Raw genomic sequence first — 24,638 nt, 5'->3', positions numbered from 1 at the left:
GGCCAGCGCCAGCGCGGTGCCCACCGCCGACGCCGCGATGATGTTGTGCCCGCACGCGTGCCCGATCTCGGGCAGCGCGTCGTACTCGGCGCACACCCCGACGGTCAGCGGTCCGCTGCCGAAGTCGGCGCGGAAGGCGGTGTCCAGGCCGCCGGCGGAGGCGGTGATCTCGAAACCGCGCTCGGCGACCAGGGCCTGGGCCTTGGCGCAGCTGCGATGCTCGGCGAACGCGAGCTCCGGCTCGGCGTGGATGGCGTGGGACAACTCGACGAGGTCGGCGCCCCGTCGTCGCACGGCGTCCTCGACGCTATCCAACGGGTCGTCTAACGAGCGAGCGGGCATCTTCGCAGTATCTCACCGCCCCGAGCCGCACCCAGGAAACCAAACCGTATCGCTAGTTTTAGGCCTACAACTGGACTTAAAGTATGTAATTCTGCTATCTATATGACGTCCAGTCAAAAATGTGGCCGAAAGCAGAAGGAACCGACTGATGAGTTTTTTGGTGTTGCCCCCCGAGATCAACTCGTTGCGGATGTTCGTCGGAGCGGGGTCGGCACCCATGCTAGAGGCCGCGGCCGCCTGGGACGGCCTGGCCGCCGAGCTCGCGTCGGCGGCGTCGTCGTTCGCGTCCGTGACCTCCGAGCTGACCGGCCAGGCGTGGCAGGGCCCGGCGGCGGCGGCGATGATGGCGGCGGCCACCCCCTACGCCGGCTTCCTGAGCGCGGCCGCCACCCAGGCGCAGAACGCGTCGGCGCAGGCCCAGGCCGTCGCCGCGGTGTTCGAGTCCTCGCTGGCGGCGACGGTGCACCCGGTGATGGTCGCGTCCAACCGCAGCGACCTGGTGTCCCTGGTGATGTCGAACCTGTTCGGCCAGAACGCCCCCGCGATCGCGGCCACCGAGGCCGAGTACGAGCAGATGTGGGCCCAGGACGTGGCCGCGATGGTCGATTATCACGCCGGCGCGTCGGCCGCGGCGACCCAGCTGGCGGCGTCCGGCCCGCTGGAGTTCATCGAACAAAACATCTTCAAGCCGCTGGAAGCCCTGCCGGGCATCAATTTCGCGGGCATCGGCAACCAACACCTGATCACCCTGGGTATCGGGAACTCGCAGTCCTGGAACCTGGGCAGCGGCAACCTGGGTGAGCTCAACCTGGGCAGCGGCAACATCGGCAACGTGAACCTGGGCAGCGGCAACTTCGGCCACTGGGACCTGGGCAGCGGCAACATCGGCAGCTTCAACTTCGGCAGCGGCAACACCGGCGGCTTCAACCTGGGCTTCGGCAACAACGGCGGCTACAACCTGGGTTTCGGCAACCTCGGCAGCAACAACTTCGGCCTCGGCAACCTGGGCTCGGGGAACTTCGGCTTCGGCAACACGGGCACGGGCAACATCGGCATCGGGCTCACCGGCGACCACCAGATCGGTTTCGGCGGCCTGAATTCCGGCCTCGGCAACATCGGGTTCGGCAACTCGGGCACCAACAACATCGGCTTCTTCAACTCGGGCAGCGGCAACATCGGCATCGGCAACTCGGGTCAATTCAACTGGGGCGTGGGCAATTCGGGAGCCCTGACCGCGGGGCTGTTCAACTCGGGATCGAGCGACACCGGATTCTTCAACTCGGGTGACTACTGCACGGGCGCCTTCAACGCGGGCAACTACAACACCGGCATCTTCAACTCGGGCAGCATCAACACCGGCCTGTTCAACTCCGGCGACCTGAACACCGGCGCGGGCAACCTGTTCACCGGGAGCGGCGCCAGTTCGGGTTTCGGCAACCTCGGCACCGGGAGCTCGGGCTTCAACAACGCCGGCGACTTCGCCTCCGGGGTCGGCAACACCGGCGACTACGTCTCGGGCTTCTTCAACGCGGGGGTCAACGGCGCCGTGACCGGGACGCCGTCGGCCTTCGCCTCGGGCGTCAACGCGCTGCGCAGCCTCCTGGGCCTGTAGCGGCTACACCAGCCCGGCGATGAACCCCGCCGCCTGGCCGGGGTAGGGCGCCACTTCGTACAAATGGTGCGCGTCGCGGTCGCGACCGCCGACGACGCAGACCGGATCGCCGTCGCTGCACAGGTCGATGGCGCGACCGGCCCACGCGCCCGTCGACGACAGCGGCGTGTTGAAGCGGTTGCCGGGATTGCCGAACACCGCGACCGCCCGCACCTTGTCGGCCAGCGCGGGATCCAGCGCCGGAGCCGATCCGAAGTTGCCGATGCGCTGCCCGAGGGGCGGCACCCCCGCCAGCATGGACACCGCGGCGGCGCCCTGCGAGAAGCCCCCGAGCACCAGGCGCGTCGCGGGGCACTGCTCGACCATCTGCGCGATGTGATCGCGCGCGTCGTTGGCGCCATCGGCCGTCGTCAGGAAGTTGTAGCTGGCCGGATAGTTCACCGGGTACGCGTCGACGTGGCGCGACCCGAGGGCCGGCTGTAGCGCGGCGAACAGCGCGTCGCCCACCGCCCCCAGGCCGGGTGGCTCGGCGGTCCCGCGGGCGAAGATGAGCTGGACATCGGGACACGGATCGGCCGCCGCCGCCGGCGCCCGGCCGCACGCGATCACGACCGCCGACACCGCAACGGCAACCACCAGAGGAAAATTCGACCACCCACGACGACGCATACGGCAGATCCTCACATACGCCGGGATAAGCTCGCCGACTGTGGCCGAACCCCTGCCCGATCCCGACGAGCTCGCACGGCGGGCGGCGCGGGCCATCGCCGAGCGCACCGGGGTTCCCGAGCACGACGTCGCCATCGTCCTCGGCTCGGGATGGCGGCCGGCGGTGGCCGCGCTCGGCCCTCCGACCGTCTCGCTGGCCCAGGCCGAGCTGCCGGGGTTCGCGCCGCCCACCGCCGTCGGGCACACCGGTGAGCTGTTGTCGGTGCGCGTCGGCGCCCATCGGGTGCTGGTGTTGGTCGGTCGCGTCCACGCCTACGAGGGGCACGACCTGTGCCACGTCGTGCACGCGGTGCGGGCGGCCTGCGCGGCGGGCGTGCGCACCGTGGTGCTCACCAACGCGGCCGGCGCGCTGCGCCCCGATCTGGCGGTCGGCCGGCCGGTGCTGATCAGCGACCAGCTGAACCTCACGGCGCGCTCACCGCTGGTCGGCCCGCAGTTCGTCGACATGACCGACGCCTACGCGCCGCGGTTGCGCGAGCTCGCCCGCGCCGCCGACCCGGAGCTGACCGAAGGCGTCTACGCCGGCCTGCCCGGGCCGAACTACGAGACGCCCGCGGAGATCCGGATGCTGCGGGCGCTGGGCGCCGACCTGGTCGGCATGTCGACGGTGCACGAGACCATCGCGGCCCGCGCGGCCGGTGCGGAGGTGCTGGGGGTGTCGCTGGTGACCAACATGGCCGCGGGGATCTCCGGAGAACCGTTGAGCCACAACGAGGTGCTGGCCGCCGGGACCGCCTCGGCCAGCCGGATGGGCGCGCTGCTGGCCGACGTGGTGGCCCGGCTGTGACGACGTGACGCCGGAGGAGTGGATCGCCCAGGATCCCGACCCGACGACGGCCGCCGAGCTCGCCGCCCTGGATCCCGAGGAGCTGGCCGCGCGGTTCGCCCACCCGCTCGCCTTCGGCACCGCGGGGTTGCGCGGGCCGGTGCGCGGCGGGCCCGACGCGATGAACGTCGCGGTGGTGTCGCGCGCGACGTGGGCCGTCGCGCAGGTGCTGGCCGAACGGGGCCGGGCGATCGTCGGCCGCGACGCCCGGCACGGCTCGGCGGTGTTCGCCACCGTAACCGCCGAAGTCCTTGCCGCCGAGGGCTTTTCGGTGCTGCTGCTGCCGGGTCCGGTGCCGACGCCGGTGGTCGCGTTCGCGGTGCGCCGCACCGGCGCGGCCGCCGGCGTGCAGATCACGGCGTCGCATAACCCGCCGGCCGACAACGGCTACAAGGTGTACTTCGAGGGCGGCATCCAGATCGTCTCCCCCACCGACCGCCGTATCGAGACCGCGATGGCCGCGGCTCCCCCGGCCGACCAGATCGCCAGGCGCGCCGTGGCACCCGCCCACACCGACCTCGTCGAGCGGTATATCGAGCGGGCGGCCGCGGTGCGCCGCGGTGCCGGGTCGGTGCGGGTCGCGCTGACACCGCTGCACGGCGTGGGCGGCGCGGTGGCGGTGGAGGCGTTGCGCCGCGCGGGATTCGAACAGGTGCACACGGTCGGGGCCCAGTTCGCGCCGGACCCCGACTTTCCCACCGTCGCATTCCCCAACCCCGAGGAGCCCGGGGCCACCGACGCGCTGCTCGCGCTGGCCGAAGACACTCGCGCCGACGTCGCGATCGCGCTGGACCCCGATGCCGACCGCTGCGCCGTCGGCATCCCGACCGCATGGGGTTGGCGGATGCTGTCCGGCGACGAAACCGGTTGGCTGCTAGGCGATTACATCTTGTCTCACGAAGGGTCCGGCACGCCCGTGGTGGCCAGCACCGTGGTGTCGTCGCGGATGCTGGCGGTGATCGCCGCCGAACACGGCGCCACCCACGTCGAGACGCTTACCGGCTTCAAGTGGCTGGCGCGCGCCGATTCCGGCGTCAAGGGCGGCAGGCTGGTCTACGCCTACGAGGAGGCGATCGGCCACTGCGTCGACCCGGATGCCGTGCGCGACAAGGACGGCATCAGCGCGGCGGTGCTGGTGTGCGACCTGGTGGCCGCGCTGAAGGACCGGGGCCGCTCGGTGCCCGATGCGCTCGACGACCTCGCCCGCCGCCACGGCGTGCACGACGTCGCCGCGGTGTCGCGCCGCGTCGCCGACGCCGGCGAGGCCGCCGAGCTGATGCGGCGCCTGCGGGCGGCGCCGCCGGCCCGGCTGGCCGGCTTCCCCGCCACAGTCACCGACATCGCCGACGCGCTGATCTTCACCGGCGGCGACGGGCAGACCGAGGCGCGGGTGGTGGTGCGCCCGTCGGGCACCGAACCGAAACTGAAGTGCTACGCGGAGATTCGCTGCGCGCCGACGGACGACCTGGCGTCGGCCCGCGCCCGGGCCCGGGCAATGCGCGACGAGCTGGTCTCGGACGTGCGCCGCTGGTAGCTAGCGCGGCCCGAATTGGCGGTCGCCGGCGTCGCCGAGGCCCGGCACGATGTAGGCGATCTCGTTGAGGCGGTCGTCGACGGCCACCGTGAAGAGCCGCGCGTTCGGCGCCGCTTTCTCAAGCGCCGCAACGCCTTCTGGCGCGGCCACCGCGCACAGCGCGGTGATGTCCGACGCGCCGCGCTGCCGCAGCAGCCCGATCGTGTGGCACATCGACCCGCCGGTGGCCAGCATCGGGTCCAACACGATCACGGGCGCGCCGGTCAGGTCGTCCGGCAACGACTCGAGATACCCCGTCGCGCAATGGGTTTCCTCGTCGCGGGCCACGCCGACGAAGCCCACCCGCGCCTCGGGAAGCAGCTCCAGCGCGCGCTCGAGCATGCCCAGTCCCGCGCGCAGCACCGGCACCAGCAGGGGCGGGTCTGCCAGCCGCACCCCGACCGTCTCGGCAAGCGGCGTGCGAATGGGAAAGGTTTCGCGGGCGGCGTCGCGGGTTGCCTCGTAGACCAGCATCGCGGTCAGCTCCCGCAACCCGGCCCGGAAGTGCGCGTTGTCGGTGCGTTCGTCGCGCAGCGTCGTCAGCCGGGACAGGGCCAGCGGATGATCAATGACGCGCACGTCCATGGGATTTGACCCTATATAACGATTGCGCGTAGCAACGCCGACACGCTCGCTCGGTGCCGTCGGGCGGGCCGATCCGCCCATATACTCCCGGCGTGCTGAGCACAATCAAAGGCCTTCTCGGCGCGGCGGCGTTGGCGGGACTGGCGATCGTCCCGTCGGCGCCGCGGGTCGAGCTCGCGGCGGCCGCGCTGCCGCAGCCCGCGCACGTGGTGATCGTGGTCGAGGAGAACCGCGCGGCGACCACCATCATCGGCAACAAGTCGGCGCCGTTCATCAACGCGCTGGCCGCGGGCGGGGCGAACATGGTGCAGTCGTTCGCCGAGGCGCATCCCAGCGAGCCCAACTACCTGGCGCTGTTCGCCGGCAGCACCCTTGGGGTGACCAAGGACTCGTGCCCGGTCGACGGCGGCGCCACCCCCAACCTGGCTTCCGAACTCCTGGCCGCCGGGTACAGCTTCGCCGGTTACGCCGAGGGCCTGCCCGCGCCGGGTTCGACGGTGTGCAGCGCCGGCAAGTATGCGCGAAAGCACGTGCCGTGGGCCAACTTCAGCAATGTGCCGGCCGCCAACTCGCTGCCGTTCTCGGCCTTCCCGATGGGCAACTACGCCGCGCTGCCGACGGTGGCGTTCGTCATTCCCAACAACGACGACAACATGCACGACGGCTCGATCGCGCAGGCCGACGCGTGGCTGAGCCGCGAGCTGTCGGGCTACGCCAACTGGGCGGTGGCCAACAACAGCCTGCTGATCGTGACCTGGGACGAGGACGACGGCGGCCCCCGCAACCAGATCCCCACCGTGATCTACGGCGCGCACGTGCAGCCGGGCAACTACAACGAGCAGATCAACCACTACAGCGTGCTGTCCACGCTGGAGCAGATGTACGGGCTGCCGAAGACCGGCTACGCGGCCGGCGCCGCGCCGATCGCGACGATCTGGGCCTAGATCGATTGCCCGGGGCCAGGTGGCCGCGCCGCCCGTCGCTATTGTGTGCCGCATGGCTGCTGACCTCGTGCCGATCCGCCTGAGCCTGTCCGCCGGTGACCGCTACACCGTGTGGGCGCCCCGCTGGCGCGACGCCGGAGACGAGTGGGAGGCGTTCCTGGGCAAGGACGAGGACCTGTACGCGTTCTCCTCCGTCGCCGACCTGGTCGCGTTCGTGCGCTCCGGCGCCGACAACGACCTGACGGACCACCCGGGCTGGGCGGACCTGACGTCGGCGCACGCGCACACCTTCGAGCCCGGCGAGGACCGGCAGTTCGATCTGGTCGTCGTCGAGGAACTGGTGTCGGAGAAGCCGACCGAGGAGTCGGTGAACGCGCTCGCCGGCGTGCTGGCGATCGTGTCGTCGATCGGATCGGTGTGCGAGCTGGCGCCGGTGTCGAAGTTCTTCAACGGCAACCCCAACCTGGGCACGGTGGCCGGCGGCATCGACACCTTCACCGGCAAGGCGGGCCAGAAGCGCTGGAACGCGATCGCCGAGGTGATCGGCCGCAGCTGGGACGACGTCCTCACCTCGATCGAGGAGATCATCAGCACGCCCGAGGTCGACGAGGACGCCTCGACCAAGGCCGCCGAGGAACTGGCCGAGGAGCGCGAAGAGCCCGAGGAAGAGGCGGAGGCCGACGAGGAGGCGGACACCGCCGACGAGGACCTGGACGAAGACGACGCCGAAGACGAAGAGGTCGAAGAGGACGAGCCACAGGAGGCCGAGGAGGAGACCCGCGCGCCCGGCGACACCGTCGTGCTGGGCGGCGACGAGGACTTCTGGGTGCAGGTCGGCATCGACCCGATCCGCATCATCACCAGCTCCGGCACGTTCTACACGCTGCGCTGCTACCTGGACGACCGGCCGATCTTCCTCGGCCGGAACGGGCGGATCAGCGTGTTCGGCTCGGAGCGCGCGCTGGCCCGCTACCTGGCCGACGAGCACGACCACGACCTGGCCGACCTGAGCACCTACGACGACATCCGCACGGCCGCCACGGACGGCTCACTGGCGGTGGACATCACCGACGAAAACGTCTACGTGCTGAGCGGGCTGGCCGACGACTTCGCCGAGGGGCCCGACGCCGTGGACCGCGACCAGCTCGACCTGGCCGTCGAGCTGCTCCGCGACATCGGCGACTACTCCGAAGAGAGCACGGTGGACAAGGCGCTGGACACCGCCCGGCCGCTGGGCAAGCTGGTGGGCCACGTGCTGGAGCCGGACTCGGTCGCCAAGCCCACACCCCCGTACGCGGCCGCCGTGCGCGAGTGGGAGAAGTTGGAGCAGTTCGTCGACGGGCGGCTCCGGCGGGAGTAGGCCGGCAACAGAGGGCGAAATGCGCCGCGTTTGACGGGCCACCGAGACTGCTCTTTACTGGCGCAGGTGTCGCTTCCCGGCATCGGCCCACTGCCCCTGTACGGATTCCAGCGTCCGGGCCTGCTGCTCTTCGGTCTGATCCCGCTGGCGCTGCTGGCCGTCTATGTCGTGGTGCAGGCCCGTCGCCGGCAGCGGCTGCGCCGCTTCACCGAGGCCGAGGTGCCGCAGTCGTGGCGGCGGCACATTCCCATCGCGGTGTCGCTGCTATCGCTGTTCCTGTTGACCGTCGCCCTGGCCACGCCGACGCACGACATGCGCATCCCGCGCAACCGCGCCTGCGTCGTGCTGATCATCGACATGTCGAACTCGATGCGTGCGACCGACGTCGAACCCAACCGGCTCAAGGCGGCCGAGCAGGCGGCCAGCCAGTTCGCCAGCCAGCTGACGCCGGGCATCAACCTGGGGCTGGTCGGCTTCGCGGGCACGCCTTACCTGCTGGTGCCACCGACCCCGCAGCATGAGGCCACCCTCGAGGCGCTGAAGAAGCTCGAGTTCGCCGACGGGACGGCGACCGGGGAGGCGATCTTCACCGCGCTGCACGCCGTCGGCGCCGCGGCCATCACCGGCGGGGACACGCCGCCGCCCGCGCGGATCGTGCTGCTGTCCGACGGCGGCGAGAACAAGCCGACCGACCCCAGCGACCCGCACGACGGCGCCTTCACCGCGGCGCGGCTGGCCAAGGACCAGGGCGTGCCCATCTCGACGATCTCGTTCGGCACCAAGGGCGGGGAGATCGAGATGAACGGGCAGCGCGTCGCCGTTCCGGTGTCGACCGACCAGATGCGCAAGATCGCCCAGCTTTCCGGCGGGCAGTCCTACACCGCCACCAACATCAGCGAGCTGAACAAGAGCTATAACGCCATCGAGAACGACATCGGGTTCCGCACGGTGCCCGGCCCCGGCAGCGCCGGCTGGCTGCGCCTGGGGGTCGTCGTCGCGCTGATCGCGGCGGCGCTGGGCCTGCTGATCAACCGGCGCCTGCCGGTCTGAGCGATCAGGCGGGCAGCCGCCGGTTGAGGAACAGGCCGGCCAGGACGGCGCCCGCTAGCAGCACCGCGCCCAGCATCATCCAGGCCATGCTGGCGTCGCCCTTGACGGTCTGGTAGCCGATCTGGCGCTGCAGCGTCGAATAGACGCTCTCCAGCGATTCCAGGCTGTCCGCGTGGAACGACTGGCCGTCGGTGATCTTGGTGATCTCCTGCAGCGTCTGGTCGTCGACGGGGACCGGGATGGTGGCGCCCTCGTACTCGACGGTGCCGTAGGGCGTGCCGAAGGAGATCGTCGAGATCTGCACCTCCTCGGCCTTGGCGGCCCGCGCCGCGGTGAACGCGCCCTGCGGCGCATTGGGGTCCAGCGGCACGTTTTCGGCGCCGTCGGATTCCAGCACGATCCGCGCGGGTGGCGGCCCTTCGCCGCCGCCCATCACCGAGCCGACCGTGGCGATCGCCTGCAGCGCCGTGAAGATGCCCTCCCCCGTCGCGGTTTTCGGCGCGGGCTTCAGCCCGTCGATCGCCGCCTTCACCGCGGCGCGGTTGGTCGTCGGCGACACCAGTAGCGAGGCATTGGCGGCGAATTCGACCAGGCCCAGGTTGATGGCCGGCGTCAGCTCATCGGCGAATTTCTTGCCGGCCTCCTGCGCGGCGGCCAGCCGGTTGGGGGCGACGTCGGTGGCCGCCATGGATTCCGAGACGTCGATGACCAGCACCACGACCGCGCGGTTGAGCGGAATCCGGATGTCCGACGTCGGCCCGGCCATGGCGGTGGTCAACAGCACCAGCGACGCGGCGAGCAGGATCGTCGGCACGTGCCGCCACCGGCCGGAGCGCAGCGGCGCGACCCGCTCCAGCACCTCCATGTTGGCGAACCGCAGCACCCGACGCCGACGGGCGAACTGCACCACGACGTAAATCCCGGTCAGCAGCGCCACGGCCAGCAGGAACAGGAAGAACCAGGCGTTCTGGAAGCCCGTCAGCGACACGGGTCCCAGCAGCGGCAGCTTCATGTCCAGCCACCCTATTCGTCAAACGACGAGGCTGCATGAAGGCCGCATGGACTCTAGCCGGCGACCAGATCCCGGCGCTGGGTGAACTTGATGTCCAGGCTGCGCAGGTGGGCCTGCAGCCCGGCGTCCTGGATCGGGATCAGGTGGGCGGGCGTGTCCGTCTCGTTGTAGTGGGCGTGCCACATGCCCGGCGGGGTGGTGAAGGCGCCGCCGGCCTGCCACTCCACCCGGATCGGGTCGACGATGTCGCCGCGCTCGTCGAGGCGGGTGCCGAGCAGGGTGTAGCAGCCGCTCGGGGGCGCGTCGAGGATCAGGTCCAGCGCGACCGACTGGTGCCGGTGTGGGCGCTGCTCCTGCTGCGGGGGCAGCACGCCGAACATCGCCCACAGCACGTGGGTGATGGTCATCGTCTGCTCCTGGTTGGCGTTGGCCAGCAGCACGCTGACCCGGCTCTTCTCGTTGGCGCCCGGCCGGGCGGCGATCTCCTCCAGCTTGGCGACCGCGTCGGACCGGCAGAACTTGGTGGGACGGAACCGCGGCTGGGTGGCCGTCACACCGAGGTAGCGCAGCAGGGGCTCGTCGTGCACCCAGTACATGACGGTCTCGGCGTCGGCGTAGAACACCGAGTCGTTGCCGGCGGGCAGCGTCAGGAAGTCACCCTTCTCCCACTTGACGAGCCGGCCGTTGATCGCCGCGAAGCCCCGCCCGTACAGGACGTAGTACAGCTGCGAGGTGGCGTTCGGGCAGGCGTCGATCTGCTCGCCGGCGCGGATGCGGACGAAGTTGGCCAGCAGGGCCGGGCTGGTCGCCGGCCCGGTGTCGATGCCGAGCTGCCCCGACAAGTCCAGCGGGAACACGCCCGTCGGCCGGTCGAGGTAGACCTCCGGACCGAAGCGGGTAATCGGAACCTGCGGGGCATGTCCGGACCCGATCGGGTTGGCAGCCTTCGAGTACTCGAAATAACAGGCGTCGTCGGCCCAGTCTTCGAACCGGCCCTCGAAGCCGAACTCGGCGACGTTCGTCATGGGCGCGGGGACGGTCGGGTCCAGGTTTGGGACCACCGATTGGTCTGTTCCCAAGGTCGACATGGCAGAAATCCTTCGGCTAAGGTGCGTCTTGTACCTCTAACGTATCTCTCTTGTATCTCAGTGGTCAAGCGAGCGTCCGGCGGTGTTCGTTTGGTGTACCTTCATGGGACACATCTGGGATACGACTTAGCTCCAAGAAAGGCCTCAAGGTACGCATGGTGGCTGTCACCAACCCGCGCGCCGGCACGGCCAAGGACCGCGCGCTGGAGTACGTCAAGGCGCAGGTGCTCACCGGCCAGTTTCCGGGCGGGGAGTTGATCAGCGAGGGCGACGTCGCCGCCGCGCTGGGCATGTCGCGGACCCCGGTCCGCGAGGCGTTCCTCCGGCTGGAGGCCGAAGGGTTGCTGCGGTTGTTTCCGCAGCGTGGCGCCCTGGTCGTCCCGGTGTCGCCCGACGAGGCCCGTTCCGTGATCGAGGCGCGGCTGATCCTGGAGCAGTTCGCGACGACGAAGGTGGTGGCGCGCGGCCCCGCCGCCCGCGCCGCGGTGTACGAGCGGCTGTCGGGCGAGCTGGGGCGGCAACGCGACGCCGCCGCGGCCGGCGACTGGCGCGAATTTCTGGACGCCGACCGCGCCTTTCACACGGTCACGCTGGAGGAATCCGGCAACGCCATCCTGGCCGGGTTCTACTCGTCGCTGCGGGACCGACAGATGCGGATGATCGGCGAATCGGCATTCGGCGACCCGGGCCGGATGGCGACGATCATGGACGAGCACCGCGTCATCGCCGAGGCGCTGCGCGACGGCGACCTACCGGGCGCGCTGAGCGCCGTCCAGACCCACCTGGCCAGCACCGTGCGGGCGATCGGCATCACCGTCGATCCGCTGTCGGTGTAGCCCTACAGCGTCAGGACGCCGTCGCCGGCGGCGATCTGGTCGCGCGCTTCGGCCCGGGCGCGCCGCACCGCGTACCAGGAGCCCTGGCTCAGCACCAACGCGTCGGTGCCGTCGTTCGGGACGGCTATCAGCCGGTGGCGCCGCGCGCCGAGCAGGCTGGTCAGCAGGGAGATCGGGCAGAGCGCGACGGCGACGAATCCCTCCAGCGACCACGCGACGGCGGCCCACACCCTCCACAGGAACCAGTTCCACAGCAGGTCGAAGAGGAATTCCAAGACGAAGTCGAGCACACCGTCACCGGACCCACCGGACGTGTCGTCCGAGCGCCAGTCGTGCCATTGCGGCGTCCAGAACAGGAACAGGTTCGGCTGGATCTTCATGGTGTACCTGGTCGGCGGCCGATCGCCCGGCGCGGGTTCGGATGGCGAACCCCCGGGTCCCCCGACCTGCCGCGCGACCGAGTCGAGGAACGCGTCGACCTCGTCCCGGTGGTATCCGCGCTTTCCGATGGGCGGCTTGGAGAAGGTGACGTCGCGGATCTGCTCTACCGTGAGCCCCCCGCGGCCCGGGTCCCGCAACGCCGCCTCCACCCAGTCGAGAAACGCGTCGACCTGGTCCTCGTTGTAACCGCGTTTACCCATGGGTGGCGGACCGAAGGCGACGTTGCGCACCCGCTCGGGATCCATGAGCAGAGTTTGTACCGCATCGAATTGTGTTACAAGCCGGGTGGTTCGGGGAACCCGCATTCCAAGACGGTGCCCGCAAGGGGCGCCGTAAAGACAACAGGAGCTGCAATGATCGGATCAATCATCCTGGCCATCATCGTGGGCGCGGTCATCGGTTTGGTGGCACGCCTGGTTATGCCGGGCAAACAGAACATCGGCATGATCATGACGGTCGTCCTCGGCGCCGTCGGTGGTCTGATCGGCTCGGCCGTGGCCGCGCAGTTCGGATACCACAACGCCAACGGCGGGATCGCCTGGATTCCGTTCTTCGTCGGCGTCGCCGCAGCCGTCGTTCTGATCGCGATCTGGGAGGCCGTGACGGGCCGTCGCCACCGCACCGGGTTGCCGCGCTAGGCGCGGCTAGCCGATCAACACCGCGTACCGCGGTTTGATCACCTCGTCGATGATCGCCAGCCGCTCGTCGAAGGGGATGAACGCGGACTTCATCGCGTTGATGGTGAACCGCTCCAGATCACTCCATCCATAACCGAAAGCCTCGATGAGCCTCGACATTTCGAGGCTCATCGTGGTGTCGCTCATCAGTCGGTTGTCGGTGTTGACGGTAACCCGGAAGCGGGTGCGGGCCAGCAGATCGAACGGGTGCTCGGCGATGCTCTTGACGGCGCCGGTCTGCACGTTCGAGCTGGGGCACAGCTCCAGCGGAATTCGCTTGTCCCGCAGGATGGATGCCTGCTGACCCAGCCGGACGCGGCCGTCCTCGAGGACCTCGATGTCGTCGACGATGCGCACCCCGTGGCCGAGCCGGTCGGCGCCGCAGAACGCGATCGCCTCGTGGATGGACGGCAGCCCGAACGCCTCACCGGCGTGAATCGTGAAGCGCGCGTTGTGGTCTCGCATGTACTCGAAGGCGTCCAGGTGCCGGGTCGGCGGGTTGCCGGCCTCGGCGCCGGCGATGTCGAATCCCACCACGCCCTTGTCCCGGAACCGGATTGCCAGCTCGGCGATCTCGCGGGACACCGCGGCGTGGCGCATCGCGGTGACCAGCAGCCGCACCTTGATCTGCCGGCCCGCCGCCGCGCAGGCCTTCTCGCCGGCGGCGAAGCCCTCCAGCACGGCGTCGACGATCTCGTCGAAGGACAGCCCGCGGTCGATGTGCAGTTCGGGGGCGAAGCGCACCTCGGCGTAGACGACGGAGTCCTCGGCCAGGTCCTCCACGCATTCGTAGGCGACGCGATACAGGGCATCGGGGGTCTGCATCACCGCCACGGTGTGCGAGAACGGCTCCAGGTAGCGCTCCAGCGAGCCGCTGTGCGACCGGGTGCGAAACCACTTCGCCAGCTCGTCGACGTCGGTGGCGGGCAGCCCGTCGTAGCCGGTCGCACCGGCGATGTCGATCACGGTCGACGGCCGCAGCCCGCCGTCGAGGTGGTCGTGCAGCAGGGCCTTGGGCGCCTTTTTGATCTGGTCTAGTTCGATCACTGGGCGATCCGATCGATGATCAGCGGCCGGGAAACCGGCGGCGTGTCCTCGACGCTGTAGCCGCCGGCCAGCTCGGCCAGCGCGGCGTCGAAGCGTTCGGGGGTGTCGGTGTAGAGGGTGAACAGCGGCTCGCCGGCCGCGACGGGTTCCCGGGGGCGGCGGTGGATCCTGATTCCCGCGCCCAACTGCACCGGATGGCCCGGACGGGACCTGCCCGCGCCGAGCCGCCAACTTGCCAGCCCCACTGCCATCGCGTCGATATCGCCCATTGTGCCGCCCCGGTGCGCGGTCACGGTCTCGGAACACGAACCGATCGGCAACGGTACCGACAAGTCGCCGCCCTGGGCCGCGACGAGCCGGCGAAAGCGGTCCATCGCGGTGCCGTCGCGCAGCGTGCGGGCGGGATCGACCTCGCCGAGGCCGGCGAGGTCGAGCATCTCGGCCGCCAGCCGCAGCGTCAGCTCCACCACGTCGGGCGGCCCGCCGCCGGCCAGCACCTCCAGCGACTCGGCGACCTCGAGCGCATTGCCGACCGTCGAGCCCAGCGGGCGGTTCATGTCCGTCAGCAGCGCGCGGGTGGGCACCCCGTGCGCCGCGCCCAGCTCGACCATCGTGTGCGCCAGCTCGCGGCTGGCCGCCTCCGAGCTCATCAGCGCCCCGGATCCGACCTTCACGTCGAGCACCAGCGCGCCCGCGCCCTCGGCCAGTTTCTTGCTCATCACCGAGCTGGCGATCAGCGGCAGCGACTCGACGGTGCCGGTGACGTCGCGCAGCGCGTAGAGCTTGGCGTCGGCCGGGGCCAGCTCGCCGGCGGCGAAGATCGCGGCGCCGACGTCGCGGAGCTGTTCTGCGATCCGCCGGGTGGACAGCTGGGCGGTGAACCCGGCGATGGATTCCAGCTTGTCCAGGGTGCCGCCGGTGTGCCCGAGCCCGCGGCCCGACGCCTGAGGCACGGCGGCGCCGCAGGCGGCGACGACGGGCACCAACGGCAGGGTGATCTTGTCCCCGACGCCGCCGGTCGAGTGCTTGTCGACGGTCGGGACGCCCAGGTCGCCGAAGTCCAGCCGCGCGCCGGAGGCCAGCATGGCCGCGGTCCACCTGGCGATCTCGCCGCGGTCCATGCCGCGCCATACGATCGCCATCAGCAGCGCCGACATCTGCTCGTCGGCGACGCGGCCGTGCGTGTACGCGTCGATCACCCAGTCGATGGCGTCGTCGGACAGCCGCCCGCCGTCGCGTTTGGTCCGGATCACCGTCGGCGCGTCGAAGGCTCCGTCAAAGTCCAAGTGGCTCAAGGCAGTTCCCGCGGCAGGTCGGCGGTGAAGGCGTCGGGCAACAACTCGCCGAGGCGGCGCGGCCCGGCGGGATGGTCGACCAGCAACTCCGGCCCGCCGTGCTCGAGCAGCAGCTGACGGCAGCGGCCGCACGGCATCAGAGCGGCCCCCCGGGCGTCCACGCACGCCAGCGCGACCAGCCGGCCGCCGCCGGTGGCGTGCAGGGCGCTCACCACACCGCACTCGGCACAGAGACCAAGGCCATATGAGATGTTCTCCACATTGCACCCGGTGATCACCCGGCCGTCGTCGACCAGCGCGGCCGCGCCCACGGCGAACCGCGAGTAGGGCGCGTAGGCCCCCGCCGCGGCCCGGATCGCGTTGTCGCGCAGCGCTTTCCAATCGACATCAGGCATACCCACTCCGCTCGCCGACGGGCCGATACAAGACAGCCAGACTAACTCTGACACGACACTTCGCCTGGCGGCTGTACGGCCCGGCCTGCCAGATGGCAGGGTTAGGCTGACTTGTCCGGCTAACTGTTCTATTAAGGCGGTGGGGACTTGGTGAGCACTGCCGCCGCGCGCAAGCGGCGACCACCCCGGACCCTGTATCGGGGCGACCCCGGCATGTGGGCGTGGGTGCTGCACCGCATCAGCGGCGCGACGATCTTCTTCTTCCTGTTCGTCCACGTGCTGGACGCCGCGATGCTGCGGGTGAGCCCGCAGACCTACAACGCGGTGGTCGGCGACTACAAGACCCCGATCGTCGGCCTGATGGAGTACGGCCTGATCGCCGCGGTGCTGTTCCACGGGCTGAACGGCATCCGGGTCATCCTGATCGACTTCTGGTCGCAGGGGCCCCGTTACCAGCGGCTGATGTTCCTGATCGTCATAGTCGTCTTTTTGCTGCTGATGGTGCCGGCCGGCGTGGTGACCGGCATCCACATCGCGGAGCACCTGCGTTGACGTCCCCCACCGGCCTGAGCGGTGGGTCCAACCCTTGCCCGTCGCGCCTAACCAGCAGGAGAACAGGGTTGAGGTTCACGGTTCGCAGACCGGCTGGTGCCGAGGTCTCCCCGTGCGGTCACCGCCCGTCCGGCGGCGATGTTTCGTGCGGCGTTGACGTCGGCGTTGCACGGGCCCGCATTGCAGGCGACGCACTGGAAGACCGCTTGGCTCTTGCGGTTTTCCGGCGCGATGTGGCCGCACAGGGAGCATCGTTGCGACGTATACGCTGCCGGGACGAATTCGAGCCGCCCGGAGGCTTTGTGCTTGAGCCGGGCCACCAGCAATCCCCAGCCTTGGCGGCTGATCTCCCGGTTGAGGCCCCGTTTCTGCGCGACGTTGGTGCCCGGACAGTCTCGGGTGCCGCGTGCCGAGCGGGTCATCGCCCGCACGTGCAGGTCCTCGACGCGGATGGTGTCGTAGCGGCGCGCCAGCTCGGTGGTGGTCTTTTCGACCCAGTCACGACGGCGATCGGTTTCGCGGGCCCGCAACCGCGCAATGGCCCGCTTCGTGCGCGCCCGCCGGTTCGATCCGCGCTGCGCGCGGGCCAGCCGCCGCTGCAACCTCCGCAGTCGCTTGGTCTCACCCGCACGAAGACCTGGAGCACGCAGCAGCTCTCCGTTGGACAGCGCCACCGAGACCGCCACGCCGCGATCAACACCCACGACGCTGCCATCACCGCGTCCTGGGACGGGTTCGGGGATGGCCGCGAAGGCGATGTGCCAGCGCCCGGACCGATCCAGCGTGACGCGGTAGGACTTCACCGTGGCGGGGATGGCGCGGGTCCAGCGGAATCGCACCCAACCCACTTTCGGTACCCATACCTGGCTGTAGCGCCGACTAAGCCGCTTGAGGTAGCGCGGCTTGAATCCCACCTGTCGGAATCCTTCATGTCGGCCGGCCTTGCGCCACGTCGGGCGCCGGTGGGTGCCGTTAAAAAAGTTGCGCATCGCTTGGGCGAAGTCCCGCAACGCCTGCTGCTGCACAGTTTGCGACCCCGCTGCCAGCCACTCGTATTCGGCGCGGGCCGCCGTCAACTGGGCACACTGCTCGTGATATGTGGGCGCTTTGCGGCCCGGCTGCCAGTGCCGCTGTTGCTCGACGGCCAGGTTCCACACAAGTCGGGCATGACGACAATGCTCGGCCAATCCTGCCGCCTGCTCGGGGCTGGGCAGCAACCGAAACCTAGACACATCCGCAACATAGGCAAGACCACCGACAACATGGCGAAGGGAGGAAAGCGGCATTTCCTTCCCGAGCCGCGAATCCAATGAGCAGCCCCGACCTTCAGCTCGGGCGCGGCCAGACGGCGCCGGTCAAGCAGCGCTTCTATGACCGTCCCGCCAGCCTGGACAATCCCCGCTCCCCGCGGCGGCGCGCCGGCATCCCCAACTTCGAGAAGTTCGCCTGGCTGTTCATGCGGTTCTCCGGGATCGCGCTGGTGTTCCTGGCGGTCGGGCACCTGTTCATCATGCTGATGTGGGACGACGGCGTGTACCGCATCGACTTCAACTACGTGGCCCAGCGGTGGCATTCGCCGTTCTGGCAGATGTGGGACATGGCGCTGTTGTGGCTGGCGCAGCTGCACGGCGGCAACGGGCTGCGCACCATCATCGACGACTACAGCCGCAAGAACTCCACCCGGTTCTGGCTCAACAGCCTGCTGCTGTTGTCGATGGGGTTCACGTTGGTGCTGGGCACCTACGTGCTGGTGACATTCGACCCGAACATCTCCTGAAAGTCCTGAAAGGCGAGCCGTGATCCAGCAACACCGATACGACGTGGTGATCGTCGGCGCGGGCGGTGCCGGGATGCGCGCCGCCGTCGAGGCGGGGCCGCGGGTGCGGACCGCGGTGCTGACCAAGCTCTACCCGACCCGCAGCCACACCGGCGCCGCCCAGGGCGGCATGTGCGCGGCGCTCGCCAACGTCGAGGACGACAACTGGGAGTGGCACACGTTCGACACCGTGAAGGGCGGCGACTACCTCGCCGACCAGGACGCCGTGGAGATCATGTGCAAGGAAGCCATCGACGCGGTGCTCGACCTGGAGAAGATGGGGATGCCGTTCAACCGCACCCCCGAGGGCCGCATCGACCAGCGCCGCTTCGGCGGGCACACCCGCGACCACGGCAAGGCCCCGGTGCGCCGGGCCTGCTACGCCGCGGACCGCACCGGCCACATGATCCTGCAGACGCTGTACCAGAACTGCGTCAAGCACGACGTGCAGTTCTTCAACGAGTTCTACGCGCTGGACCTGGTGCTCACCCAGACCCCGACCGGGCCGGTGGCCACCGGCGTGGTCGCCTACGAGCTCGCGACGGGCGAGATCCATGTCTTCCACGCCAAGGCCGTCGTCATCGCCACCGGCGGGTCGGGCCGCATGTACAAGACGACCTCCAACGCGCACACGCTGACCGGCGACGGCATCGGCATCGTCTTCCGCAAGGGACTTCCCTTGGAGGACATGGAGTTTCACCAGTTCCACCCGACCGGGCTGGCCGGGCTGGGGATCCTGATCTCCGAGGCCGTGCGCGGCGAGGGCGGCCGGCTGCTCAACGGCGAGGGCGAGCGCTTCATGGAGCGCTACGCGCCCACGATCGTCGACCTGGCGCCGCGCGACATCGTCGCCCGCTCGATGGTCCTGGAGGTCCTGGAGGGCCGCGGCGCCGGCCCGCACAAGGACTACGTGTACATCGACGTCCGCCACCTCGGCGAGGACGTGCTGGAGTCCAAGCTGCCCGACATCACCGAGTTCGCCCGGACCTATCTGGGCGTGGACCCGGTGCACGAGCTGGTGCCGGTCTACCCGACGTGTCACTACGTGATGGGCGGCATCCCGACGACCGTCACGGGTCAGGTGTTGCGGGACAACACCTCCACCGTCCCGGGGCTGTACGCGGCCGGTGAGTGCGCGTGCGTGTCGGTGCACGGCGCCAACCGACTGGGCACCAATTCGCTGCTCGACATCAACGTGTTCGGCCGCCGGGCCGGCATCGCCGCCGTGGGCTACGCGCGGGGGCACGACTTCGTCGACATGCCGCCGGAGCCGGAGGCGATGGTCGTCGGGTGGGTGGCCGACATCCTCTCCGAGCACGGCAACGAGCGCGTCGCCGACATCCGCAGCGCCTTGCAGCAGTCGATGGACAACAACGCCGCGGTGTTCCGCACCGAGGAGACGCTCAAGCAGGCGCTCACCGACATCCACGCGCTGAAGGAGCGCTACTCGCGAATAACCGTGCACGACAAGGGAAAGCGTTACAACAGCGACCTGCTGGAGGCCATCGAGCTCGGGTTCCTGCTGGAGCTGGCCGAGGTCACGGTGGTCGGCGCGCTGAATCGCAAGGAGTCCCGCGGCGGCCACGCCCGCGAGGACTACCCGAACCGAGACGACGTCAACTACATGCGCCACACCATGGCCTACAAACAGGGCACCGACCTACTGAGCGACATCGCGCTGGACTTCAAGCCCGTGGTGCAGACCCGCTACGAACCCAAGGAACGGAAGTACTGATGACGGCCGAAACAGAGGTCGAGACTTTGGAGCCGCCCCTGCCGCCGGTTCCGGAGGGCGCGGTGATGGTGACCGTGAAGATCGCCAGGTTCAACCCCGACCAGCCCGATGCCTTCGCGAAAACCGGTGGTTGGCAAAGCTTTCGGGTGCCCTGCCTGCCCAGCGACCGGATGCTCAACCTGCTGATCTACATCAAGAGCTACCTGGACGGGACGCTGACCTTCCGGCGGTCCTGCGCGCACGGCGTGTGCGGCTCCGACGCCATGCGCATCAACGGCGTCAACCGGCTGGCCTGCAAGGTGCTGATGCGCGACCTGCTGCCCGACAAACCCGGAAAATCCCTGACCATCACGGTCGAACCGATCCGCGGGCTGCCGGTGGAGAAGGACCTCGTCGTCGACATGGAGCCGTTCTTCGACGCCTACCGTGCCGTGAAGCCGTACCTGATCACCACCGGCAATCCCCCGACGCGGGAACGCATCCAGAGCCCGACCGACCGCGCCCGCTATGACGACACCACCAAGTGCATCCTGTGCGCGTGCTGCACCACCAGCTGCCCGGTGTTCTGGCACGAGGGCAGCTACTACGGGCCGGCGGCGATCGTCAACGCGCACCGTTTCATCTTCGACAGCCGCGACGAGGCCGCCGCCGAGCGCCTCGACATCCTCAACGAGGTCGACGGCGTGTGGCGCTGCCGGACCACGTTCAACTGCACCGAATCCTGCCCGCGGGGCATCGAGGTGACCAAGGCGATCCAGGAGGTCAAGCGCGCGACGATGTTCTCGCGCTAGACCCCGCTGGCCGCGACGGGTCAGGGTTTGTCTTCGCCGCGGCCGGTGCCGGCCACGTGCGCCGGCCCGACGCGGTCGTCGTCGCGGTCGGATTCCGGCATCTGTGCGGCGGGTTGCTCGTCCGCCGGCGACTGTGTCGCGCCGCCGGGCGTATCCGACGGGCTGGCCGTCTTGTAATCCGGATTCGCCGTGGGGCCCGCCGCGCCGCCGGCGCCCTGGGCGTCGACCGCGGCGCCCTGTTGACGTCCCTCGTACGGCGGGACGGCACTCCCCGTGTCTTGCGGAGGCAACTCACCGGTGCCGCTGTAGGTGTCCGACGCGCTCGGATCGCTCATCGGCGGGTTGGCGTCTTCGTCTACGGTTCCGACCGGACGGTCCCCGGTGCCCGGCTCCGGGGTATCCGAACCGGTGTCGCGTGCGCCGCTGCCCAATTCGGGATCGTCGAAGTGCTCCAGGCGCGTGTTTTCTGATTCCTGATCGTTTTGAGAGGTCATCACTGTCTCCTCACCCTCTCGAACCCTGCCGCACCGGTTGGCCGGCGGGGTCGAAATCGGGTACCCGGACCTCTTGACGGGAAACCACTTCGACCTCGCGGAGTGGGCAGCCCGCGGGTCAGCAGAGCTCGTGGTGATGACTTCGGTTGCCGCCCAACCGTTTAGCCCGATACATCGCGGCGTCCGAGGCGCTGATCAACTCCTTCAGCAGCGCTTGTGGGTCGGCCGCGGCGTCGTCCAGGCGGGCGCAGGCGGTGCCGATGCTCGCGGTGACCCCCGCGGTCGAGGCCGAGATGGCCCGGCACATCCGCGCGGCCAACGACTCGGCGTTGCAGCCCGCGGACGTCCCGGCCAACAGAAATTCCTCGCCGCCGCTGCGCGCCACCACCGCCTGGTCGTCGGCGGCGGCCAGCAGCGCCTGGGCGACCTGGACCAGCGCATGGTCCCCCGCCGCGTGGCCGGACCTGTCGTTGAGGGCCTTGAAGTGGTCGAGGTCGATCAGCATGACCACGAGGTGGGAGTCGATGCCCCGGCGGGCCAGCATCATCCCCAGCGCCTCGTGCGCGAAGGCGCGCCGGTTGAGCAGGCCCGTCAGCGGATCGCGGTCGGCGCGCAGCAGATCGCCCGCCAGGGCGCGGACCAGGATCAGAATGGCCAGCGGCAGGGCGATGTTCACCTCGATCACCAGCCACAGGTCCACCCCCGCGAGGCTGGGGTGTCCCAGCCTGGCCAGCGACAGCGCCTCCCAGGAGCCGACGGCGGCGGCCACCGCGAAGTTGTACAGCACGAATCCCGTGGCGTGAAAGAACGCCATGTAGGCGCCGAAGGTCGCGAAGGCGACGCACCCGATCAGCGCGGCCAGCGGGTTCGGGTGGGCGAGGCACGCGAGGGCGACGGCCGTATTGCAGGTGATGGCGAAAATGAGTGACTGCGTGCGCGTGGGCCAGCGGCTTATCCACAGCACCACCCCCGCCACCCCGCCGCCGACGGCGGCCCACATCATCGCCACCGGGACCGCTCCGTGCGGACCGTCCGGGCCGGCCAGCAGCGCGAGCAGGCACAACACCATCGACGCCGAAATGAATGCCAGCACGGCCCGGGTGGCACCGCTGATGCCCCGCGACGCAAGGTAACCGGAGAGCCAGTCGTACTGGTCGGCCCGCCACCACCGGCTAAACAGCGCGGTCATCGTCAACTTCCAATCGCTACCACCCGGTCGAGACAGTAGCCGCATACCGCAGGTATGTGTCACACTTTCGCACCCCATCCCGTCTGAGGGGTATGACACAGAAAACCCGCATCGAGCCCCTGCCCCCCAACCGCGCCGGGCTGCTGACCCGCGCCATGTACCAGGTGGCCAAGCGCCGCTACGGCCAGGTCCCCGAGCCGTTCGCCGTGTCCGCGCATCACCGCAAGCTGATGATCGCCGGCGCCGTGCACGAAACCATGGTCGACCGGGCGTCCAAGACGCTTCCGGTGAGCGTGCGCGAGCTCGCGGTGTACTGGACCGCGCGCCAGATCGGCTGCTCGTGGTGCGTCGACTTCGGCTCCATGCTGCAGCGCCTGGACGGCCTCGACATGGAGCGCCTCAAGGAGATCGACAATTACGCCACCTCACCGGCATTCAGCGACGACGAACGCGCGGCCATCGCCTACGCCGACGCGATGACAGCCGACCCGCACACCGTCACCGACCAGCAGGTCGCCGACCTGCGCGCCCGCTTCGGCGACGCCGGCGTGTTCGAGTTGACCTACCAGATCGGGCTGGAGAACATGCGGGCGCGGGTGAACTCCGCGCTGGGCATCACCGAGCAGGGCTTTTCCGGTGACGCGTGCCGCATCCCATGGATCACCGATTCCGACGAGGCTCCGGCGCGGCGCTAGAGTGGCGGCATGCGCGTCTGGGACTTGGGCCCGGGTCGGCTCATGGTGGCTGGCGCATTCTCCGATCTCGCGCCGCACCACCACCCCGCGGTCCAGGTCACGGTCGGCACCGAGGGTCCGTTGACAGTTGCCCGCGCGGGTGACCGGCGCGACGTCTGCCGGCTGGTCGTCGTCGGCAGCGGTGTCCGGCATGCGGTGCGCTCCGAGGCGAAATCCGGGGCGTTGACGCTGTACTTCGGGCTGCAGACGCCGCAGGGCGTCGCGCTGAACGCGGCGGCGCGCCACGGTGTCTGGGTTGCCGACGACGGACGACCGCTGGCCGAGGCGACGGCCGCGTCGCTGGACCGGGACGGCCCGCACGCCGCGGCGGATTTCCTGGTCGGCCGGCTGTGCGGACGGCAAGACGGGCCGCGGTCCGTGCACCCGCAGTTGCGGCGGGCGATCGAGGTCGTGTCGAGCCGGGTGCCGGGCCACATGGACGTGGCATCGGTCGCGGATGCCGTTGCGCTGTCACCGGATTACCTCGGGCGCCTGTGCCGGCAACAGACCGGGGTGTCGATGTCGGCGACGATCCGCTGGGCGCGGCTGATGACCGCCATGGGCCACCTCATCGAGGGACGCTCCGTCACCGACGCCGCCCACCTGGCCGGGTTCGCCGACGGCTCGCACGCCAACAGGGTGTGCTGGGAGATGACCGGTTCGGCCCCACACGAGCTCGCGCGGGCGGTTCGCGAATCCGTTTGACGGATCCGTACAAGCGTTCCCGTCGCGGGTGACCCACGCTTGGGACATGCCCGCGATGTCCGCATTCGAACGCGCCTTCTGCTGCGGCGCCGTCGGTCGTTCCGGAAGCCCGCTGATCGCGCGTGAGCTCCACGCCCAGCGACTGGGCCGCGACGTGCTGGAGATCGGATCCGTTGCCCGACAAGTCCTCTCGAGGAACCCCAAACTTGCCTGGGTCGCAATGGACATCGACCCGCACATGACGCGGGCCGCCGCCGCACGGCTGCGGGGATTCCCCAACGCGTCGACGCGGACGGCCGACGCCACCGCGCTGCCCTTCCCTGACGAGTCCTTCGACTCCGTCGTCAGCTGCCTGATGCTGCATCACATCATCGACTGGGAACGCGCGGTCGCCGAGGTGGCCCGGGTGCTGCGGCCGGGCGGGGCCTTCGTCGGCTACGACCTGGTGCGCACTCCACTGGCCGGCCTGTTTCACCGGTTGGACGGCTCCCCGCATCGGCTGATCGTGCCGCGCGACTTCCGGGTCGAGTGCGAGAACAACGGGCTCGCGGTCGCGCTGCGGTCGGGGCTGCTCGGCCACGTCATGCGGTTCTCGGCTAGCAAGGAGGAAACACCATGGCATCGTTAGGCATTCGCGCCCGGGCCGTCCGGGCCATCTTCGCGTTGCCCACGCCGGCGCGCCGGCAGCTGGCGGGACCGCCGGTGCGCATCGACGGGCAGGAGATGGCCCTGGACGCGCAACTCATGATTCGCCTCAAAAACCTTTCCGGCTCCGACGTTTTCACCGATCCCGTCGAGCAGGCCCGCGCG

The 24,638-nt window shown here is 69.6% G+C and carries 25 protein-coding genes and 3 pseudogenes; 16 read left to right on the top strand and 12 right to left on the bottom strand.

The window, feature by feature from the left end; genetic code table 11:
- A pseudogene (locus tag N415_RS20785) lies at window positions 1-342 on the bottom strand (amidohydrolase); the annotation flags it as partial.
- A 148-nt stretch (window positions 343-490) separates the two neighbouring features.
- Between N415_RS20785 and N415_RS20780 the strand changes: the two are divergent.
- Window positions 491-1,954 carry a PPE family protein gene (locus N415_RS20780; RefSeq protein WP_068186243.1) on the top strand — a complete coding sequence of 488 codons (1,464 nt, stop codon included), beginning with the start codon at window positions 491-493 and terminating at the stop codon, window positions 1,952-1,954.
- 3 nt (window positions 1,955-1,957) lie between these two features.
- On the opposite strand, the gene N415_RS20775 is transcribed toward N415_RS20780, so the two are convergent.
- Window positions 1,958-2,575 (bottom strand): cutinase family protein, encoded by a 618-nt coding sequence (locus N415_RS20775; RefSeq protein WP_193376488.1) that lies wholly within the window; start codon window positions 2,573-2,575, stop codon window positions 1,958-1,960.
- 88 nt (window positions 2,576-2,663) lie between these two features.
- Here N415_RS20775 and N415_RS20770 point away from each other — a divergent pair, with 88 nt between their 5' ends.
- Both N415_RS20770 and N415_RS20765 read left to right on the top strand, forming a co-directional pair.
- Window positions 2,664-3,470: a purine-nucleoside phosphorylase gene (locus tag N415_RS20770; RefSeq protein ID WP_068186239.1), complete on the top strand. Its 807-nt coding sequence runs from the start codon at window positions 2,664-2,666 to the stop codon at window positions 3,468-3,470.
- A gap of 4 nt (window positions 3,471-3,474) precedes the next feature.
- The gene (locus N415_RS20765; protein ID WP_068186238.1) at window positions 3,475-5,043 is read left to right on the top strand and encodes a phospho-sugar mutase; all 1,569 of its coding nucleotides are present in this window, start codon (window positions 3,475-3,477) and stop codon (window positions 5,041-5,043) included.
- Here N415_RS20765 and upp read toward each other — a convergent pair whose 3' ends face one another.
- On the bottom strand, window positions 5,044-5,667 hold the full coding sequence (gene upp, locus N415_RS20760; protein WP_068186237.1) for a uracil phosphoribosyltransferase: 624 nt from the start codon (window positions 5,665-5,667) through the stop codon (window positions 5,044-5,046).
- A gap of 131 nt (window positions 5,668-5,798) precedes the next feature.
- Between upp and N415_RS20755 the strand changes: the two genes are divergently transcribed.
- From N415_RS20755 to N415_RS20745, 3 genes are all read left to right on the top strand, one after another.
- Complete coding sequence (locus N415_RS20755; protein WP_239645642.1) at window positions 5,799-6,611, top strand: alkaline phosphatase family protein; 813 nt, start codon at window positions 5,799-5,801, stop codon at window positions 6,609-6,611.
- A 52-nt stretch (window positions 6,612-6,663) separates the two neighbouring features.
- On the top strand, window positions 6,664-7,971 hold the full coding sequence (locus N415_RS20750) for a primosomal protein (protein ID WP_068186233.1): 1,308 nt from the start codon (window positions 6,664-6,666) through the stop codon (window positions 7,969-7,971).
- 66 nt (window positions 7,972-8,037) lie between these two features.
- The gene (locus tag N415_RS20745; RefSeq protein WP_068186230.1) at window positions 8,038-9,021 is read left to right on the top strand and encodes a VWA domain-containing protein; all 984 of its coding nucleotides are present in this window, start codon (window positions 8,038-8,040) and stop codon (window positions 9,019-9,021) included.
- Between the two features lie 4 nt (window positions 9,022-9,025).
- Here the strand turns inward: N415_RS20745 and N415_RS20740 are convergent, their stop codons facing one another.
- Complete coding sequence (locus N415_RS20740; RefSeq protein ID WP_068186228.1) at window positions 9,026-10,033, bottom strand: VWA domain-containing protein; 1,008 nt, start codon at window positions 10,031-10,033, stop codon at window positions 9,026-9,028.
- A 53-nt stretch (window positions 10,034-10,086) separates the two neighbouring features.
- Window positions 10,087-11,121 (bottom strand): cupin, encoded by a 1,035-nt coding sequence (locus N415_RS20735; protein WP_068186223.1) that lies wholly within the window; start codon window positions 11,119-11,121, stop codon window positions 10,087-10,089.
- Between the two features lie 158 nt (window positions 11,122-11,279).
- Here N415_RS20735 and N415_RS20730 point away from each other — a divergent pair, with 158 nt between their 5' ends.
- Complete coding sequence (locus N415_RS20730; RefSeq protein ID WP_068186251.1) at window positions 11,280-11,957, top strand: GntR family transcriptional regulator; 678 nt, start codon at window positions 11,280-11,282, stop codon at window positions 11,955-11,957.
- A 2-nt stretch (window positions 11,958-11,959) separates the two neighbouring features.
- Here N415_RS20730 and N415_RS33290 read toward each other — a convergent pair whose 3' ends face one another.
- Window positions 11,960-12,643 (bottom strand): DivIVA domain-containing protein, encoded by a 684-nt coding sequence (locus tag N415_RS33290; RefSeq protein ID WP_068186221.1) that lies wholly within the window; start codon window positions 12,641-12,643, stop codon window positions 11,960-11,962.
- A gap of 108 nt (window positions 12,644-12,751) precedes the next feature.
- Here N415_RS33290 and N415_RS20720 point away from each other — a divergent pair, with 108 nt between their 5' ends.
- Window positions 12,752-13,036: a GlsB/YeaQ/YmgE family stress response membrane protein gene (locus N415_RS20720; protein ID WP_067157083.1), complete on the top strand. Its 285-nt coding sequence runs from the start codon at window positions 12,752-12,754 to the stop codon at window positions 13,034-13,036.
- A 6-nt stretch (window positions 13,037-13,042) separates the two neighbouring features.
- Here N415_RS20720 and N415_RS20715 read toward each other — a convergent pair whose 3' ends face one another.
- The 3 genes from N415_RS20715 to N415_RS20705 are packed head-to-tail and all read right to left on the bottom strand — an operon-like array spanning window position 13,043 to window position 15,812.
- Complete coding sequence (locus N415_RS20715) at window positions 13,043-14,122, bottom strand: adenosine deaminase (protein WP_068186219.1); 1,080 nt, start codon at window positions 14,120-14,122, stop codon at window positions 13,043-13,045.
- Entirely contained in the window at window positions 14,119-15,408 is a 1,290-nt protein-coding gene (locus N415_RS20710) for a thymidine phosphorylase (protein ID WP_068186215.1), read from the bottom strand. The genes N415_RS20715 and N415_RS20710 overlap by 4 nt, the downstream gene beginning before the upstream one ends.
- Before the next feature lie 5 nt (window positions 15,409-15,413).
- Window positions 15,414-15,812: a cytidine deaminase gene (locus N415_RS20705; protein ID WP_068186212.1), complete on the bottom strand. Its 399-nt coding sequence runs from the start codon at window positions 15,810-15,812 to the stop codon at window positions 15,414-15,416.
- Between the two features lie 150 nt (window positions 15,813-15,962).
- Between N415_RS20705 and sdhC the strand changes: the two genes are divergently transcribed.
- A complete protein-coding gene (sdhC, locus tag N415_RS20700) occupies window positions 15,963-16,364 on the top strand; it encodes a succinate dehydrogenase, cytochrome b556 subunit (protein WP_255342539.1) in 402 nt (133 codons plus the stop codon).
- Between the two features lie 47 nt (window positions 16,365-16,411).
- Here the strand turns inward: sdhC and N415_RS20695 are convergent, their stop codons facing one another.
- Complete coding sequence (locus N415_RS20695) at window positions 16,412-17,596, bottom strand: RNA-guided endonuclease TnpB family protein (RefSeq protein ID WP_193376486.1); 1,185 nt, start codon at window positions 17,594-17,596, stop codon at window positions 16,412-16,414.
- Window positions 17,597-17,673: 77 nt separating this feature from the next.
- Here N415_RS20695 and N415_RS20690 point away from each other — a divergent pair, with 77 nt between their 5' ends.
- Genes N415_RS20690 through N415_RS20680 form a run of 3 tightly spaced genes read left to right on the top strand, consistent with a single transcriptional unit; the run spans window position 17,674 to window position 20,706 of the window.
- A complete protein-coding gene (locus N415_RS20690; protein WP_068186206.1) occupies window positions 17,674-18,141 on the top strand; it encodes a succinate dehydrogenase hydrophobic membrane anchor subunit in 468 nt (155 codons plus the stop codon).
- Between the two features lie 19 nt (window positions 18,142-18,160).
- Complete coding sequence (sdhA, locus tag N415_RS20685; RefSeq protein WP_068186195.1) at window positions 18,161-19,915, top strand: succinate dehydrogenase flavoprotein subunit; 1,755 nt, start codon at window positions 18,161-18,163, stop codon at window positions 19,913-19,915.
- Entirely contained in the window at window positions 19,915-20,706 is a 792-nt protein-coding gene (locus N415_RS20680) for a succinate dehydrogenase iron-sulfur subunit (RefSeq protein WP_068106758.1), read from the top strand. The genes sdhA and N415_RS20680 overlap by 1 nt, the downstream gene beginning before the upstream one ends.
- Before the next feature lie 20 nt (window positions 20,707-20,726).
- On the opposite strand, the gene N415_RS20675 is transcribed toward N415_RS20680, so the two are convergent.
- Both N415_RS20675 and N415_RS20670 read right to left on the bottom strand, forming a co-directional pair.
- Window positions 20,727-21,200: a hypothetical protein gene (locus N415_RS20675; protein WP_239645641.1), complete on the bottom strand. Its 474-nt coding sequence runs from the start codon at window positions 21,198-21,200 to the stop codon at window positions 20,727-20,729.
- A 118-nt stretch (window positions 21,201-21,318) separates the two neighbouring features.
- Window positions 21,319-22,389: a GGDEF domain-containing protein gene (locus N415_RS20670; protein WP_068186193.1), complete on the bottom strand. Its 1,071-nt coding sequence runs from the start codon at window positions 22,387-22,389 to the stop codon at window positions 21,319-21,321.
- 92 nt (window positions 22,390-22,481) lie between these two features.
- Between N415_RS20670 and N415_RS20665 the strand changes: the two are divergent.
- The 4 genes and pseudogenes from N415_RS20665 to N415_RS20650 all read left to right on the top strand — a co-directional run.
- Window positions 22,482-23,084, top strand: a pseudogene (locus tag N415_RS20665) (carboxymuconolactone decarboxylase family protein); the annotation flags it as partial.
- Between the two features lie 9 nt (window positions 23,085-23,093).
- Entirely contained in the window at window positions 23,094-23,828 is a 735-nt protein-coding gene (locus N415_RS20660; protein ID WP_068186188.1) for a helix-turn-helix domain-containing protein, read from the top strand.
- A gap of 46 nt (window positions 23,829-23,874) precedes the next feature.
- Window positions 23,875-24,456: a class I SAM-dependent methyltransferase gene (locus N415_RS20655; protein ID WP_068186245.1), complete on the top strand. Its 582-nt coding sequence runs from the start codon at window positions 23,875-23,877 to the stop codon at window positions 24,454-24,456.
- A pseudogene (locus N415_RS20650) lies at window positions 24,444-24,638 on the top strand (alpha/beta hydrolase); the annotation flags it as partial. The gene N415_RS20655 and the pseudogene N415_RS20650, both read left to right, overlap by 13 nt.

The sequence above is a fragment of the Mycobacterium sp. UM_CSW genome (assembly GCF_000455205.1).
GTDB lineage: Bacteria > Actinomycetota > Actinomycetes > Mycobacteriales > Mycobacteriaceae > Mycobacterium.
Note: the sequence above shows the minus strand (reverse complement) of the source record. Positions and strands in the feature narration are given on the sequence as shown.